We start from the raw sequence: 16,423 nt of genomic DNA, 5'->3' as shown, positions 1-16,423 counted from the left end.
TTGAAAGCATCTCGCCGCTCTTTACACAGAATAAACACATATTACAGATAGACATCCTTCAGGCTGGACATCCTTGCGCCCATGTTTCGCAGCATCAGATCGAGGATGGTTATCGCCGTCATGCATTCAACCACAACCGCAGCCCGCGGGACGATGACCGGATCGTGACGCCCTCTGATCCGCAGCGCATGCACCTTCCCATCCTTTCCCAGCGCCTGCTGCTCTCTCGCAATCGATGGAGTCGGTTTGAAGAATGCCCGGATGACCACCTGTCCCCCATCGCTCATTCCGCCCAGAATGCCGCCTGCGTGGTTGGTCAGCCTGCGGACTGTACCGTCTTCCGCAATCCCGAACTGATCATTGTCCTCATGTCCCGCCAGGGAACACACCGCAGTCCCATCCCCGATCTCAACGGCCTTCACGGCTCCGATCGAGAACAGTGCATGCCCCAGAAGAGCGTCCATCTTGTCAAACACCGGTTCTCCAATCCCGGCGGGGAGTCCGTCAACCCGGCATTCCACAACACCTCCCGCGGAATCAAGTCTGCTCATGCAGTCATTCAGATAGGCTTCCGCCTGTTTCTCCGCCTCTGCATCTGGCATCTGGAGCGGGCTTTCCGGAAGATGTGCCATATCCATCCTGTCAGGACTGCAGACTACAGGCCCGATGGATCTGACATACGCCCGGAGCGTGACGCCAAGTTCTGAGAGAACCTTTGCAGCAACCGCGCCGGCCATCACCCTGGCGGTTGTCTCTCTCCCTGAGGACCGTCCGCCTCCTCTGTAGTCCCGAAAGCCAAACTTCCGGTCAAATCCAAGATCTGCGTGTCCCGGCCGGTAAACATCCTTCAGATTTGAATAATCCTTTGAATGCTGGTCTGTATTTTCAACGAAAAGCGCAATCGGGGTTCCCTCCGTCTGCCCTTCAAAGACCCCTGAAAGAATCCGGACCCTGTCAGCCTCGCTCCGGCTTGTTGTAAAACGGCTCTGGCCTGGCTTTCTCCGATCCAGATACTTCTGGACATCCTGTTCCCCGAGAGGCAGTCCGGCCGGGCAGCCGTCAATCACGCAGCCAATCCCGGCTCCGTGGCTCTCGCCCCACGTTGTGACCCTGTAGAGCGTACCAAATGTCGAACCTGCCATTCAGCTTTCCCCCTGCTCACCTGGTGTCTTCCCGGCAGACTGCGGTGTCTCGGAGATCATGATGCAGTTTGGCGTCTCCACGTACTGCTGTTTTCCTCTCATGACCAGCGTTCCCTTCTCATAGTCAACCGTAAAGAACCGCATATAGTTCGACTCATGGCAGAGGACGATCAGCGTCTTTTCATCCGGCAGCACGTCGATGTCCTTCGGATACCCACCGGAAATCGGGAGAATCAGTACTTTGGAAAGCATGCCTGTCTCCTGGTCAATACGGAAAATACCGACCGTGTTCTCCCCCGCGCTCGACGTGTACAGATACTTTCCACTTGGAGAAACTTTCAGTGCGCAGCTTGCGCTCGATACATCCTTGTCGTCCATGATGCTAGTCACACGCTGCACAAGCTCGAACATGGGATTGGCATCCCCATTATAGGAATAGACAAGAATCTGATTCAGAATTTCACAGTTGACATACGCAAAGCGTCCGTCCTTTGAGAAACACATCAGTCTCGGTCCGGAGTCAAGCGGGAACCGCAGGATATCATACAGGTGCAGCTTTCCTGTCACCGGTGTAACCTTATAAATCTTCGCCTGGTCAATCCCGTTGTCTACCGCGACCAGATAGCGGTCATCCGGTGTCGGAATGACACAGCTGACGTGCGGTCGGAAGGAACGTTCGGCGACAGACCCCAGCCCCTGATGAAACACACCGTCCAGCACCGAGCCGAGCCGCCCATCTCTGTGGGTGTGAACAACCGTCACCTTCCCGTCATGGTATCCGCCGACAAAGAGGAACTTGCCGGACACATCCGTGGAGAGATAACAGCCCCTCATCCCGTCAATATCGACCTTGTTGATCGGCGTAAGCCCACCATCCTGCTCTATTTTCAGCACCTCCACCCCTTCATCCGCGATTGAATAGAGATAGTTTCCCCGGCGTGACTTGGTAATATAGGATGAATTGTGCACCGGAACGACATTCCGCTCTGTCAGGCGCCTTGTTTCATTGTCAATATCATAGACATGAATTCCAATGCTCGATCCGTGCGTGTAGGTTCCGACATACGCAACATACTTCTTTTCGTTGTTCATCTTGGAAGCCCTCCTGCTGCGTCCATGATACCATTCCGCCATATCTGTGTAAATGTTCTGTCTTCGTAAATTTTTACACAGATTCCATTGACACTGTGTATAAATTCCGTATAATCGGTTAAGGCATCTGAAATCCAGTTTTACTGGATTTTGAGTTTACATCAGATGGATGAGAGGCACTCATGGATATCGGGAAGAAAATTCGCCGCCTGCGCCTTGAGAAGAACCTGACGCAGGAAGAACTGGCAAACCGGACAGAATTATCGAAGAGCTTCATCTCCCAGGTGGAGCGGGAACAGACTTCCCCTTCTATTGCGACGCTTGTGGACATCCTGCAGGCCCTTGGAACGAACCTGAGAGACTTCTTCAATGATGAAACGGACAGCCAGATTGTTTTCCGAAATGCTGATTTCTTCGAAAAGATTGACGATGAACTGAAAAACCGGACCGAATGGATCATTCCGAATGCCCAGAAGAACAGGATGGAACCCATCCGCGTAACACTGGAGCCGGGCGGGCGAACCATTCTTGATAACCCGCACGAGGGTGAGGAATTCGGATATGTGCTGTCCGGCATCATCACAATCCATATCGGGCAGCAATCCTGCCGGGCCAGGAAAGGGGAGACGTTTTACTTCCGCTCCTCTGCGCCCCACTACATTGAAAACAAAGGAAAAAATCAAGCAACACTGATCTGGGTGTCTACTCCTCCTGAATTCTGAATGAATGAACTCAAATTTGTTCCGGGGCGGAGGAGCCCTATTAAAAAGAAGAGGATTCCAGCATGAGCAATAGATTGATTGACCTTCAGCACATCACAAAATCATTTGACGGACAGATGGTTCTGGATGACTTGAACCTGTATATTCGTGAGAACGAGTTCCTGACACTCCTGGGCCCTTCAGGCTGCGGAAAAACCACAACGCTCCGGATCATCGGAGGCTTTGAGCAGCCTGACAGCGGGAAGGTTATCTTTGACGGAAAGGACATCACCACACTCGCGCCAAACAAACGGCAGCTGAACACGGTCTTCCAGAAATATGCGCTCTTTACGCATATGAACATCGCGGACAACATTGCGTTCGGGCTCCGGATCCGGAAAAAATCAGAGGAATATATCCGCGAAAAGGTCAAATATGCGCTGCGGCTCGTAAACCTGGAGGGATTTGAGAACCGTATGCCGGATTCCCTGTCCGGCGGTCAGCAGCAGCGGATCGCAATTGCACGTGCCATTGTGAACGAGCCGAAGGTGCTTCTGCTTGACGAGCCGCTCGGTGCGCTTGATCTCAAGCTCCGCAAGGATATGCAGTATGAACTGATCCGCCTTAAGAATGAGCTTGGGATTACCTTCATCTATGTCACCCACGACCAGGAAGAAGCGCTGACCATGTCTGACACGATCGTTGTCATGAATCAGGGCTATATCCAGCAGATCGGGACACCGGAGGATATCTACAACGAGCCGACGAATGCGTTTGTCGCGGACTTTATCGGAGATTCCAATATTGTCGACGCCACGATGGTGAAGGATAAGCTGGTGGAGATCTTCGGTACCCGTTTTGCCTGTGTCGACACGGGCTTCGGCAGCAACAAGCCAGTTGACGTTGTCATCCGGCCGGAGGATCTGGAGCTGTACGCGCTTCCGGATGGTGCCACGGCAGGCTCTCCGGAATATGAGAAGGTGGCGGACAAGGCTCGTGAGCTGAACCCCGGCTTTCTTGAGGGCACCGTGACCGACCTGATCTTCAAGGGTGTCCATTACGAGATGGATGTCGAGGCGAACGGCTATACCTGGCTGGTCCATTCCACAAAGCTCTTCCCGGTCGGCAGCAGGGTTCTGATGAACCTGGACCCGTTCAATATTCAGATCATGAACAAGCCGGAGTCCGAGGACGAACAGGCGGTCAATTCGACCGATCTGTAAACTCTGCCTGTTTCCGGCAGAATCATTTACAGAGAAGTCCTCTTGTTTGCAGCAGGTGAACGATATGAAGAAAAAGAACAATGCTCTTCTGACTGGTCCGTACCTGATATGGACTGTTGCATTTATTGTCATCCCTCTGATTCTGATTGTCTATTACGGATTCACGGATGGAAACCACAGGTTCACGCTGGATAATCTCAGCCGGATCACTGATCCGGTGACACTGAAGGCGCTCCTGCTCTCCCTTCTGCTCTCGGCACTTGCTACGGCAATCTGTCTGGTCATGGCCTATCCGCTGGCGATGATCCTGTCAAGGATGAAGAGCGGTGCCTCAGCGATCATCACGACAATCTTCATCATTCCGATGTGGATGAATTCCCTGCTTCGCATCTTCGCCTGGCAGACGCTCCTGGAACGGAACGGTGTCATCAACCAGCTGCTTTCCTTCCTGCATCTTCCGCCCCAGCACCTGATCAACACCCCGGCAGCCATCGCGCTCGGCATGATTTACGACTACCTTCCGTTCATGCTTCTTCCGATCTACAATTCACTGACGAAGCTGGACTGGAATGTTGTCAATGCCGCCTATGACCTGGGGGCCAATGGCAGGCAGACCTTCTTTCGCGTGATTGTACCGCTGACGATGCCCGGCATCGTATCCGGCATCACCATGGTATTCGTCCCGGCCCTGACAACGTTCGTCATCAGCGATTTCCTGGGAGGCTCAAAGGTTCTTCTGATCGGAAATATCATCGACCAGCAGTTTACCCAGGTTGGGAACTGGAATGTCGGTTCAGGACTTTCGCTTGTCCTGATGGTCTTTATCCTGGTTTCAATGGCCGTTATGCAGCATTTTGATACCGACGAGGAGGCAGCAAGAAGTATCCTATGAAGAAAACGATTTCCCGCATCTATGTGATATTTGTCTTCATCCTGCTGTACGCACCGATCGCTGTTCTGATTGCCTTCAGCTTCAACAATTCCAGAACACGGGCCAAATGGGGCGGTTTTACCTTCAAATGGTACCTTCAGATGTTCCAGGATGCCGAGATCATGGGAGCTCTACGCAATACGCTGATCCTTGCGCTGCTTTCCGCAACCATTGCAACGCTTCTCGGCCTGATGGCTTCCCTGTCCCTGAACAGGATGAAGAGACGAAACCGGACTGTTATGCTCAGCATCCTCAATATTCCGATGCTGAACGCCGACATCGTGACCGGCATCTCACTGATGCTGATTTTCATTGCCTTCGGTCAGTTTCTCTCTCATTACGGCTACACCATAGTCTTTGGTTTCGGAACCGTCCTGGTCGGTCATATCACATTCAACATTCCGTACACGGTCATGTCGATTCTGCCTAGAGTTTCAGCGATCAATCCTAGCACCTATGAGGCCGCGCTGGACCTCGGGGCAAGCCCGTCCCAGGCGTTCCGGAAGGTTGTCTTTCCGGACATCCTGCCCGGTATTCTTTCCGGGTTCCTGCTCGCCTTTACACTGTCGCTCGATGACTTCGTCATCACTCACTTTGTGAAAGGCCCCGGCTTTGACACGCTCTCGACGAAGATCTACACAGAGGTCCGCAAAGGAATCAAGCCGGAAATGTATGCGCTCTCCACCCTTCTTTTTCTGGGTGTCCTTCTACTGCTGATCGTTGTTGAGAAAGGAAAGGGAGCGCGCAATAAGAACCGCAAACCTGCATACTGATTTTTAAGGAGATTTTGCCATGAAGACAAGAAACAAAGTGCTTGCCCCCATCCTGATCGGCGCACTCGCCTGCGGTCTGACAACCGGCTGCCTTCAGAAGGTGGATGACGCGGAAAGCGCCCAGAAAACCGCCCCGGCTGCTGAGACCGCCGCTCCCTCTGCCCCTGCTGAAAATACGGCTTCTTCGGAAGCCGGTTCCGGTACGGAATCCTCCACATCTGCTGCAGAGAGTACCTCCGGCGCAGATACGGCCACTCAGCCCGGTTCCGGTGTTGTCTATGTCTATAACTGGGGAGAGTACATGGATCCGGAGGTCCCGAAGGATTTTGAGAAGGAAACCGGTATCAAGGTTGTCTATGATGAGTTTGAGACAAATGAAATCATGTACCCAAAGGTAGCCGCCGGTGCCGCTACCTATGATTTGATCTGCCCCTCCGACTACATGATCTCAAAGATGATCGAGAACGATCTGCTACAGCCGATCAACTTTGACCATGTCCCGAATGTCAAGAACATCGATGAAACCTATATGAAGCAGTCCCAGGGGTTTGATCCTGGCAACAAATATTCCATCCCCTACTGCTGGGGTACCGTCGGTATTCTCTACAACACATCCATGGTCAAGGAAAAGGTGGATTCCTGGAATATTCTCTGGGATAAAAAATACAAGGACAATATTCTGATGCAGGACTCCGTCCGCGATGCGTTCATGGTCGCGGAGGAGATTCTTGGATATGACATGAACACGACAAAGGAGGATGAGGTCTCCAAGGCGGCAGATCTGCTGATCAAACAGAAGCCACTCGTACAGGCCTATGTCATTGACCAGGTTCGAGACAAGATGATCGGCGGTGAGGCAGCTCTCGGCGTCATCTACTCCGGCGAAGCGATCTACACGAAACGTGAAAATCCGGACCTTGAATATGTCATTCCGAAGGAAGGCACCAATGTCTGGATCGACTCCTGGGTGATTCCGAAGAATGCCAAGAACGTTGAGAATGCAGAGAAGTTTCTCAACTACCTCTGCAGGGGAGATGTTGCTGAGAAGAACTTCGAATACATCACCTACTCGACTCCGAACAAAGCGGCAAGAGACCTGATCCAGGACGAGGATATCCGGAATTCTACCGTTGCCTTCCCGACGGCTGAAATGCTGAAGAATTCCGAGGTCTACACCTACCTTGGGGAAGACGGGGATGCCCTCTACAACAAATACTGGGAGAAGGTTAAGTCAAGCTGAGCTTCGGTCAGCCTCTTATCATTCTCGGAAAGCCGGACAGTTCTGTCCGGCTTTCTTCCTGCCCGCCGCAGTTGTGCCTGTGCTGCCTGCCCTTCTGCCCGTTGATATACACAACGCATCAGGCCACATGCCCTGGTCTGCCGACCTGCAGGCCGTTTTCAGAAAGGATGTCCGATGAGACGAGAAATCATCTATCATATCAGCACTCAGCCGCTCACCCTTGGGCGGCCTGCAACGGCCTCGGAGTATCTCAGAAGTCTCGGTTACTCACGGCACCTGATGACCTATCTCCGGCACCATTCCCATACGCTGTTTGTCAACGGGGTGGACACATTCACAAATCATCCTTTAAAAACCGGTGACGAACTGCGCATCCTCTTTTCGGATGAGGATGTTTCCGAATCCGGGCTGCACATCGTCCCAAACCATATGAAGCTTGACATCGTATACGAGGATGAGGATATCCTGGTCGTCAACAAGCCGCCTTATCTCCCCGTACAGCCCTCTCTCGGGCATCGTGAGTGGACACTGGGGAATGGTGTCACCGCCTACTATGAGGAACAGGGGCTATCATTTATCTACCGCTGTATCAACCGGCTTGATAAAAACACCAGCGGACTGGTGCTGATCGCGAAGAATATGGCGAGCGCAGCCATCCTCTACGATGCCATGAAGCGCAGGGAGATCCACAGAGAATACTTCTCCATCGTTCACGGCCGTCTGTCCGACAGTATCTGTGTAACCCCTCCATCTCCTGCAGACAATGATCAGATCGCCCCTTCCGTCTGGCCGGAGTTTCCAGGTATAATTGCTCTCCCGATCGCGAGGATCCCCGGCTCAACGATCATGAGAATGATCAGTCTCTCAGGCGGGAAACGCGCGGTGACTCATTTCCGGGCTGTACAGTATGATGCAGAAACTGACACCACTGCGCTCCGGATCCGCCTGGAAACAGGCAGGACCCATCAGATCCGTGTTCATATGGCAGCAATCGGCCATCCGGTCGCTGGTGACGGGATGTATGGCACAGCAGACGGTCTGATCGGAAGGCAGGCCCTTCACTCGAGGGTTCTGGAATTCTGCCATCCGATCACCAGACAGAAGCTGCATTTTGAATGTCCGATTCCGGAGGACATGCGCCGCCTTCGCGCATCTTTTTCTTTACAGGTGTGAATGAACCATTGTGATACGCCCGTGAAGTTGTATAATGATATAAATGTCAATAATTCACTGCCATCACTCGCATGCAAGCATGCGTGGTGGCGGGCTTTTGACACTTTTATCGTAGAAAAAAGGAAATCAGATAACATCAAAGTGAGGAGGGCGAGACAGATATGGAACCAGCCCGTATCAGAATCAAACAAGCCTTCAGAGGCCTGCTTTCAAAAGAAGCATTCTCAAAGATCTCCGTCGCGGAGATCTGCAGGGAGGCGAAGCTGTCACGCGTTACCTTCTATCTATGGTATGACGGAAAAGACACGCTGTTGAACGATTGCTTCCAGGACATTGTGAACGAGGGCATGCACTATTTTTCCCAGTTCAGAAATGATTCTTCCGTCAGCTCCGTCAAAACAGATTGTCATGCGCTGCTTGAGACGATTTTCTATCTGGCCAGCGAGTATCATGAATTCGCCTCCCACCTGTTCATCGACTCCGGAAGGGAAGATCAGTTTCTCTACTCCCGCTTCAACACAATTGTCATGCAGAAGGTAACAGAACTGATGAAAGAGCATTCCGGCCAGATTGCAAGTCCCCTGACACTGACCGAAACCGCGAGCTTTCTGGCCGGCGGACTAGGCAGCATGATCCGCGAGGATCTGAAGAGCGGGCTTCCGTCCTCGACCGTTCACGAGCATGCTTCGGCAATGCTGGATCACGTCCTGTCAACAGGGCTTTTTATCTCTGATTGCTGACTTCAGGGTTTATATGGCTGGTGTGTATTGCACTTTTATTGTCATCATCTCATGCTCCACACCCGATAATAAGCGGCAGCCACCACGAAGAGGAGCTGCAGGCTTCTCGCCTGCAGCTCCTCTCTGACTGTGTTTATTGGAAGACTCTACCCTATTACTTATTACTCTGCCTCTGTAGCTGCTTCTGTATCCGCTTCTGTCGAAGCCTCAACAGTCCCCTCGAACGGAACAACTGCTCCCTTGTAGGTATCCTCGATGTACTTCTTCACCTCGTCACCCTTCAGGACATCGACCAGTGCTTTGATCTTCGGTTCGTTCTCGTTGCCTTCCTTTACCGCGATGATATTGACATACTGCTGGATGGCTGCGGAATCAGCTGCCTCGACTGCAAGCGCATCACTGCCTGCATTCAGGCCTGCCTGAAGTGCATAGTTGCCGTTCAGGACAACAAACGCCGCATCACCAGTGTGCTCGGAGACGGACTCCGCATCGAACTCCTCGATGTCAAGGTTGTGCGGATTCTCTGCAATGTCAAGTTTTGTCGCATTGATGGTGACACCGTCCTTCAGCTTAATCAGGCCATTCGCCTCCAGGAGGAGCAGAGCTCTTGCCTCATTTGTTGTATCGTTCGGGACTGCAATCACATCTCCGTCCGCCACATCGTCAAGGCTGGACTTTGTTCCCGGATAGATGCCGAATGGCTCGTAATGGATGTCACCTGCATCGACCAGGTGTGTTCCGTGCTCTTTGTTGAATGCATTCAGATAATTGATGTGCTGGAAGTAGTTTGCATCAAACTCTCCGCTCTCCACCACATTGTTCGGCTGAATATAATCGTCGAATACAGTGTACTCAAGATCGTATCCCTTCGCCTTCAGCAGCGGCTTTGCAAACTCCAGGATCTCTGCATGCGGCGTAGAGGACGCTGCAACGGTAATCTTCTCGAGATCTCCGGATGCAGCCTCTGTTGAAACCTCTGTCTCTCCTGCAAATGCTGCAAACGGAAGTGCTCCCAGCGCAAGAGCGCCTGCCAGAACAGCTGCGATAACGGATTTTTTCATAATCTCTCCTCTTTTCTTTCCTGTGATGAATTCCTTGTGCTGAAATATGCCCGGCATAACGTTGACATATCTTATAGGAATTCTTTGTTTTGTTTCGGTGATGATGTGATCATACCACAGCCTTTTAGAAAGTGTTAATACCTGATAGCTATTATCAGGTATAGAGATCTTCTATACCCGTTGTGATTTCACTTGCGGTGGTCGGTCTTCTGCGCCACCTTCATCCCGATCATCTGGAAGATCTGGAACAGCACAACAAGGATGACAATTGTCCAACCGAGGAACACCATATTGCCTCTCTGGTATCCGTACATCTTCGCATCTGCACCGAGTCCGCCACCGCCGATTGTGCCGGCCATCGCTGTATATCCGAGCACTGTTCCAAGCGTGATTGTTGCTCCGACAATCAGCGAGGTCTTGGCTTCCGGCAGCAGGACACGAAAGATAATGGTCCAGTTATTGGCTCCCATTGAGCGTGCCGCCTCCACAACTCCCTTGTCGACCTCATCCAGCGAGGATTCAACCATCCTGGAAATGTACGGTGCCGCTGAGATGACAAGCGGTATAATCGTTGCGGTTGGCCCATAGCTCTTTCCGATCAACCATCTTGTAAACGGAATCAGAATCATCAGAAGGATGATGAACGGAATACTTCTCATGATATTCGTGACCACGTCGATGATCCTGTAGATCACCGGGTGCGGAGAAACTCCGTCCTTGTCTGTAACCGTCAGGATAATTCCAAGCGGAAGCCCGATCAGGTATCCGAACAGGGTGGATACCAGGGTCATATAAATTGTCGCCCCGGTATCTGTTGCAAGCAGGTTCCAGAGCTGGGCATTCATCTGATTCATCAGTCATCCACCTCCTCAAGTTCAAGTCCTCTGTCCTTCAGATAGTTTTCCATCTTGAAACGAAGATCCCGATCGTCCGGCAACTGCAGAACCATCTCTCCCTTTGCAACTCCGCCGACATTCCTGGTGTTTGCCAGCAGGATATTGACCGGATGGCCGAACTGCAGAATCATGTTGGCAATGACCGGCTCAAATGCTGAATTCTCGCTGAACACAATCCGGATTTTCTGTCCTTCCGTGATCTCATCAACCTGTGCTGCGGCAGAAGAAACCTCTCCCCGGGCATCCCTGAGAATCAGCTCCCTTGCGGCATGAGACTTCGGGTGCGCAAAAATATCTGTGACAAGCCCATCTTCTACCAGATGCCCATTTTCAATGATGGCGACACGGTTGCAGATCTTCTGGATCACGGCCATCTGATGGGTGATGATCACAATTGTTATTCCAAGCTTTTCGTTGATCTCCTTCAGAAGGCCCAGAATGGACTCTGTTGTCTGAGGGTCAAGCGCAGAGGTTGCCTCGTCACAGAGAAGAATACTGGGGTCACAAGCCAGTGCTCTGGCAATGGCCACTCTCTGTTTCTGACCTCCTGACAGCTGGCTCGGATAACTCTTCGCCTTCTCTGCCAGACCGACAGTCTCGAGCAGCTCCTGCGCCCTTTTTCTGGCTTCCTTTTTCGGTTTGCCCTGGATGGTCAGCGGAAAGCAGATATTTTCAATGGAATTCTTCTGTCCAAGCAGGTTGAAATTCTGGAAGATCATCGCGATCTTCATCCGCTGCTTCCGCAGCTGCTTCTCATCCATGGACCCCAGTTCCCGGCCCTCGATGAACACCTGTCCTTCCGTCGGCTTCTCCAGGAAGTTCAGGCAGCGCACCAGCGTACTTTTCCCTGCTCCTGACATTCCGATGATTCCATAGATATCTCCCTTCTCTACCGTCAGGTTGATATCGCTCAGGGCATCGACCTTTAAATCCTTCTGCGTGAAGGTTTTCGACAGATGCCTAACTTCGATCTCACTCATACAGTCCCCTCTTCCCGATCTGAAACTTGGCTGCAAACACAGGCAGGCCGCTCATACCGCGCATTCCAGCGATTCATTTTGCAGTCAGCGTTTCGATTGTATCATAAAAACATCCGGCAGACGTCCCGGAAATACCGCTGCCTGCACGCCCAGTCTTTTCATTTTTCTTGAACCGGCTATAGGCCTGGCTTATAGCAATTCTCTGTAATCTGTGCTACACTCTGGGCTAACACAGGAAATTCCACGGAAAGGGGCATCTGCCATGACACTTCAGCAGCTTCGCTACGCCGTCACCATCGCTGACAGCGGGAGCATGAATGAGGCGGCGCACCGGCTGTTCATCACCCAGCCATCACTCTCAAGCACCATCAAAGACCTGGAAAAGGAGCTGGGACTGACTCTCTTCATCCGCTCCAATCGTGGAATTTCCATCACGCAGGAAGGTGAAGAATTTCTGGGCTATGCCCGTCAGCTGATGGAGCAGTACAGCCTCCTTGAGGATCGTTTTCTTGACCGCTCACAGCGGAAAACCAAGTTCAGCGTCTCTGCCCAGCACTATTCTTTCGCTGTGAAGGCCTTCATTGAGACGGTCCATGTGTACGGTCTGGATCACTACGAGTTTGCTATCCACGAGACAAAGACACACGATGTTATGACACACGTGCGGAATATGAAAAGCGAGATCGGCGTACTGTATCTGAATGACTTCAACCGGGATGCCCTGACGAAGCTGTTCCATGAATACGACCTGGAGTTCCATCCGCTCTTTGATTGTGACGTCTCCGTCTATCTGTGGAAAAATCATCCGCTCGCCCATCAGAAAGAAATCACGATCGAACAGCTTCAGCCCTATCCGGTGCTGTCCTTCGAGCAGGGCGATTATAATTCCTTCTATTTTGCAGAGGAGGTGCTCAGCACCTGCGAGTACCCCAAGATCATCAAGGCTGACGACCGGGCAACGCTGCTAAACCTCATGGTAGGACTGAATGCCTACACACTCTGCTCCGGCATCATCACGGAGGATCTCAACGGAAGCGATTATGTCGCTGTCCCGCTGACAGGCGAAAACCGCATGACCATCGGTTACCTTCAGAAGTCACGGACGGAGCTGACGGAGCTGGCCCGCCATTATGTGGGCGAGCTTCTTCGGATCGGAGCAGCCTCCGGAGACAATGTGACCCTTCTGACGACCGGATATCCCTTCAGATAATAGTTCTTCACATAGCGGAAGCAGGCCGCCTCTCCTCTCACATCGAGGATCCGCAGCATCCCCTCCAGCTCTCTCGCTGTCTGAGGATGCATCAGATCCCCTGCCTTGCCGCGAATATAGTATTTCAGCGGTTCATGCTGCGTATAGTGCTCCTTCATATAGGTTTTGGATGCCGCAATGCGGTCCATCAGCATCTCTGCCACATACCGCCTTGGCATCTGTACCGGCTGAATCGGGAACTCGCCTCTCTTCGCTGCCTCGACATTGTAATCCGTCCAGTGCTCATAATGATGCATATTGTGGCCCTTGTGATGAATCCAGGACTCTGAGAATCCCTTTGCCACCCGCTCTCCGTTGTTCGGACTCTGCTTTCCATACTGGTAATACCGGACACTGTTCCAGAATTCAACCGGGCTGAACTTCGACAGATCGTGCGTCAGCCCCTGCCAGTAAAGTCCGACCTGAAAGCAGCCCTGTGCCACCAGCATCCGGTGCATGGTAACTGTCTTCAGATGACCAAACAATTTTTCCGGCGTAACCCTTCCATCAGAGGGAACCCCGGCATATCGCCCGGGAACAGAGCCTGCTGCATTCGGGCTCTCCTTCCGCGAGCCAGCTCCCTGTCCATGGCCTTTTTTCCAGCCCTCCTGATACCAGTGTGCTTCTTTTGTCACAGCCGTCTCCTTCTATCATCCAGCCTGCCTGCCGTCATCCCTCCAGCACAACAACACTGCGCGCCGGAACTGAAATGGTCCGCCCCACCTTATTTTTCCGATCGGATGTGCTCAGGACAACCCGCCACGCTCTCTCTCCCGGAAGATCCGGAAGTGCCAGCTGTTTTTCCTCCCAGTGAAAATTATACGCAACATACAGACAGGCTTCGCCCTTCATACTGTACATCAGTCCCGCGCTTCTGTCCTGCGCTGTCGGCGGCGCAAACCAGGCGTTCTCCCCATGACATGAATACTGAGGAAAATAATCTCCCATCGCGCAGCTGCTCAGCTCCCGCTCCTGATGAAGCAGTGAATGGCTTCTTCGAAAGCGGACCAGTGCCCGTACGTATTCCAGGATTGCATTTGACATGGATGAAGAAGACCAGTCTACCCAGGACAGCTCAGAGTCAAAGCACCAGGCATTGCTGTTCCCCTTCTGTGTGTTGCCCATCTCATCCCCCGCCAGAATCATAGGCGTCCCCTGTGACAGGAACAGCATTGCCAGCGCATTGCGGATTTGCCGGAGGCGAAGCTTCAGGACTTCCTTTCTCCTTGTTGGCCCCTCAGCCCCGCAGTTCCAGGAGTACTGAGGAGCGCTCTGCCCTTCATCAGCACCATTGTGCTGGTCATTGTATGAGACCAGATCCATGAGTGTGAAGCCATCATGCATTGTGATCTCGTTGACCACCGCTGTATCCTTCGGGTTATAGCGGGCTCTGCCCAGAAATGGCTGAAGGGAGCCTTCATCTCCCTTCAGGAATCTGCGCGCGTCATTCTGGAACCCTCTGTTGCACTCTGCCAGGTTCCGGAAGGCCGTCTTTCTTCCGTCCGGGTACATGTCCGGAGCAGAGAAATACTCCGAGATGAGTTTGCAGCCTGTCAGGGCAGGATTTCTGCACACTGCATCGAGACACTTTTGATCACCAAACAGGAAGAAACCGTCCACATGGTAAACGCTTCTCCACCAGACCAGGGCTGACAGCATCATCTCCGCTGTCACACTGCCGGAAAAATCCATCTCCATCAGGACTTCCAGCCCCGCCTGATGGAGAGCCCGGACCATTTCACAGAAAGACCGGTATGGATTCCCCGAAGCCGAATACGACGCCTTCGGGGTCAGCAGGAACCCGGGACCAAATCCCCAGAGGTTCACGCTTTCCGGATTCAGCGGCAATGGGCCCGGCTTCGGGCCAATTGCCGGTTTCGGGCCATTTGCCCGCTGCTCATCCTGAGAGCCCTCAGGTGCCCCGACCCGGGCCCTCCGGAAGGCTTCGGTCTCGTCAAACTCATAGCAAGGCATCAGGACAATTGCGGTAATCCCCAGTGACTTCAGATACGGAATCTTTTCAATGACACCCTCAAATGTTCCCTTCTGGCGGACACCACTTCTTCTGCCCTTCGTAAATCCCCGGACATTCATTTCGTAAAGGACGGAGTCCCTGAACGGGATTCCCTCTCGCGGAATGTCCTCCCCCCATTCAAATGAATCTGTCAGGAAGCCACAGCGGATCCTGCCGCTGCGTTTCTCCCCGTACACCTCCGCGCCATAGATACGCTGCGCCCAGGGATCCTGCAGGATCTCCTTCCCACACTTAAAATTGTATGATACCTTTTCAGCCGGAATGCCGGAAACCTTCAGAACACGAATATTGCCGATGCAGGGTCTGCCCGGAAATGGAACAATCGCTTTTTCCTCGCCGCTATCTTTGTCATACAGGATCAGTTCCAGCGGCTCTCCCTCCGGCGCTTCTGCCGAAAACACCATGCCATCCTCTTCAAGCCTGGAATGAGGGATGACTGTTCGGTCAAAAGTGCTGATTTCTTTTACAAGTGGTTTCCAGTCCATCTGCTTCCCTTTCCCTGCTCCTGTTGATCATCTGTTCATGAAAGTGGTCAGAAATTCCCGCACCGGGGCTTGCCTGCAGTTACTGCTTCTGCGGACTGCGATGCAGTCTTGTACGGAGTGCCTGCCGGACCATGGACGTGACCGGACTGAAATACAGAAGGTTGATTAACAGGCAATATACCGGAACGGTCACGATAAACTGAGTCAGCCGCGTCAGCAGGATCGAATACAGATTAAACCCATTGATCAGGACAAGTCCTGCTGTCGTAAGTCCAAGAGAACATACAACAGCCGTCAGAATGACGGAAATGCTGAGCGTCAGGATCTTTTTCCCCTTTTTTCCGCCTTCCGGAATGAAAAGAGCCGGAATAACGCCCCACATGACCGCGCTCAGTGTAATGATGGGATTGACCGTGTAGCCCTGGATCAGACAGCCCAGAATATCCGCGATCAATCCGGTCAGTCCGCCGGCCAGTGGTCCAAGCCAGAGGCCTGCCATCATCGTGGCAATCGGGCTGAGGGAGATTCTTCCGAATCCGCCCACCGGTATGGACAGAAAGCGGGAAAGCAGAAGCTGCACAGCCGCCAGCATCCCGATTGAGACAAAGGTGTACGTGCACCAGACCGTGTGATTCTCTCTTTTACGCATAAAAAAACCTCCATGAGTTCCGTCCACACATAGAGGCTTCCCTGATCTTCTAT

At 52.5% G+C, this 16,423-nt stretch carries 16 protein-coding genes; 8 read left to right on the top strand and 8 right to left on the bottom strand.

Going from position 1 to position 16,423, the window contains the following annotated elements:
• Window positions 1–41 precede the first annotated feature (41 nt).
• Together aroC and FYJ35_RS09030 are read right to left on the bottom strand one after the other, a co-directional pair.
• Complete coding sequence (gene aroC / locus FYJ35_RS09035; RefSeq protein WP_154525731.1) at window positions 42–1,142, bottom strand: chorismate synthase; 1,101 nt, start codon at window positions 1,140–1,142, stop codon at window positions 42–44.
• The gene (locus FYJ35_RS09030; RefSeq protein WP_154525729.1) at window positions 1,143–2,234 is read right to left on the bottom strand and encodes a lactonase family protein; all 1,092 of its coding nucleotides are present in this window, start codon (window positions 2,232–2,234) and stop codon (window positions 1,143–1,145) included.
• A 182-nt stretch (window positions 2,235–2,416) separates the two neighbouring features.
• Here FYJ35_RS09030 and FYJ35_RS09025 point away from each other — a divergent pair, with 182 nt between their 5' ends.
• The 7 genes from FYJ35_RS09025 to FYJ35_RS08995 all read left to right on the top strand — a co-directional run bounded on the left by FYJ35_RS09025 (window position 2,417) and on the right by FYJ35_RS08995 (window position 9,015).
• Window positions 2,417–2,956, top strand: coding sequence for a helix-turn-helix domain-containing protein (locus tag FYJ35_RS09025; protein ID WP_154525727.1), 540 nt, complete (start codon window positions 2,417–2,419; stop codon window positions 2,954–2,956).
• A 62-nt stretch (window positions 2,957–3,018) separates the two neighbouring features.
• The gene (locus FYJ35_RS09020) at window positions 3,019–4,158 is read left to right on the top strand and encodes an ABC transporter ATP-binding protein (protein WP_154525725.1); all 1,140 of its coding nucleotides are present in this window, start codon (window positions 3,019–3,021) and stop codon (window positions 4,156–4,158) included.
• A 64-nt stretch (window positions 4,159–4,222) separates the two neighbouring features.
• Window positions 4,223–5,050 carry an ABC transporter permease gene (locus FYJ35_RS09015; protein ID WP_154525723.1) on the top strand — a complete coding sequence of 276 codons (828 nt, stop codon included), beginning with the start codon at window positions 4,223–4,225 and terminating at the stop codon, window positions 5,048–5,050.
• Complete coding sequence (locus FYJ35_RS09010; RefSeq protein WP_154525721.1) at window positions 5,047–5,862, top strand: ABC transporter permease; 816 nt, start codon at window positions 5,047–5,049, stop codon at window positions 5,860–5,862. Before FYJ35_RS09015 ends, FYJ35_RS09010 begins: the two co-directional genes overlap by 4 nt.
• Window positions 5,863–5,881: 19 nt before the next feature.
• Entirely contained in the window at window positions 5,882–7,102 is a 1,221-nt protein-coding gene (locus FYJ35_RS09005; RefSeq protein ID WP_154525719.1) for an ABC transporter substrate-binding protein, read from the top strand.
• Window positions 7,103–7,276: 174 nt separating this feature from the next.
• Window positions 7,277–8,275, top strand: a complete 999-nt coding sequence (locus FYJ35_RS09000; protein ID WP_154525717.1) for an RluA family pseudouridine synthase — start codon at window positions 7,277–7,279, stop codon at window positions 8,273–8,275.
• A 161-nt stretch (window positions 8,276–8,436) separates the two neighbouring features.
• On the top strand, window positions 8,437–9,015 hold the full coding sequence (locus FYJ35_RS08995; RefSeq protein ID WP_154525715.1) for a TetR/AcrR family transcriptional regulator: 579 nt from the start codon (window positions 8,437–8,439) through the stop codon (window positions 9,013–9,015).
• A gap of 161 nt (window positions 9,016–9,176) precedes the next feature.
• Here FYJ35_RS08995 and FYJ35_RS08990 read toward each other — a convergent pair whose 3' ends face one another.
• The 3 genes from FYJ35_RS08990 to FYJ35_RS08980 form a co-directional block, all read right to left on the bottom strand.
• Window positions 9,177–10,076: a MetQ/NlpA family ABC transporter substrate-binding protein gene (locus FYJ35_RS08990; protein ID WP_154525713.1), complete on the bottom strand. Its 900-nt coding sequence runs from the start codon at window positions 10,074–10,076 to the stop codon at window positions 9,177–9,179.
• A 188-nt stretch (window positions 10,077–10,264) separates the two neighbouring features.
• Window positions 10,265–10,921: a methionine ABC transporter permease gene (locus FYJ35_RS08985; RefSeq protein ID WP_154525896.1), complete on the bottom strand. Its 657-nt coding sequence runs from the start codon at window positions 10,919–10,921 to the stop codon at window positions 10,265–10,267.
• 8 nt (window positions 10,922–10,929) lie between these two features.
• Window positions 10,930–11,952 (bottom strand): methionine ABC transporter ATP-binding protein, encoded by a 1,023-nt coding sequence (locus FYJ35_RS08980; RefSeq protein ID WP_154525711.1) that lies wholly within the window; start codon window positions 11,950–11,952, stop codon window positions 10,930–10,932.
• Window positions 11,953–12,214: 262 nt separating this feature from the next.
• Between FYJ35_RS08980 and FYJ35_RS08975 the strand changes: the two genes are divergently transcribed.
• Window positions 12,215–13,162: a LysR family transcriptional regulator gene (locus FYJ35_RS08975; RefSeq protein ID WP_154525709.1), complete on the top strand. Its 948-nt coding sequence runs from the start codon at window positions 12,215–12,217 to the stop codon at window positions 13,160–13,162.
• On the opposite strand, the gene FYJ35_RS08970 is transcribed toward FYJ35_RS08975, so the two are convergent.
• The 3 genes from FYJ35_RS08970 to FYJ35_RS08960 form a co-directional block, all read right to left on the bottom strand.
• Entirely contained in the window at window positions 13,081–13,836 is a 756-nt protein-coding gene (locus tag FYJ35_RS08970) for a DUF5662 family protein (protein WP_320808103.1), read from the bottom strand. The genes FYJ35_RS08975 and FYJ35_RS08970 overlap by 82 nt on opposite strands.
• Window positions 13,837–13,870: 34 nt before the next feature.
• The gene (locus FYJ35_RS08965) at window positions 13,871–15,721 is read right to left on the bottom strand and encodes an alpha-amylase family glycosyl hydrolase (RefSeq protein WP_154525707.1); all 1,851 of its coding nucleotides are present in this window, start codon (window positions 15,719–15,721) and stop codon (window positions 13,871–13,873) included.
• 79 nt (window positions 15,722–15,800) lie between these two features.
• Window positions 15,801–16,370: a folate family ECF transporter S component gene (locus FYJ35_RS08960; protein WP_154525705.1), complete on the bottom strand. Its 570-nt coding sequence runs from the start codon at window positions 16,368–16,370 to the stop codon at window positions 15,801–15,803.
• Between the last annotated feature and the right edge of the window lie 53 nt (window positions 16,371–16,423).

The organism is Porcincola intestinalis (assembly GCF_009696445.1).
GTDB lineage: Bacteria > Bacillota > Clostridia > Lachnospirales > Lachnospiraceae > Porcincola > Porcincola intestinalis.
This window is presented reverse-complemented; position numbering and strand designations above follow the sequence as displayed.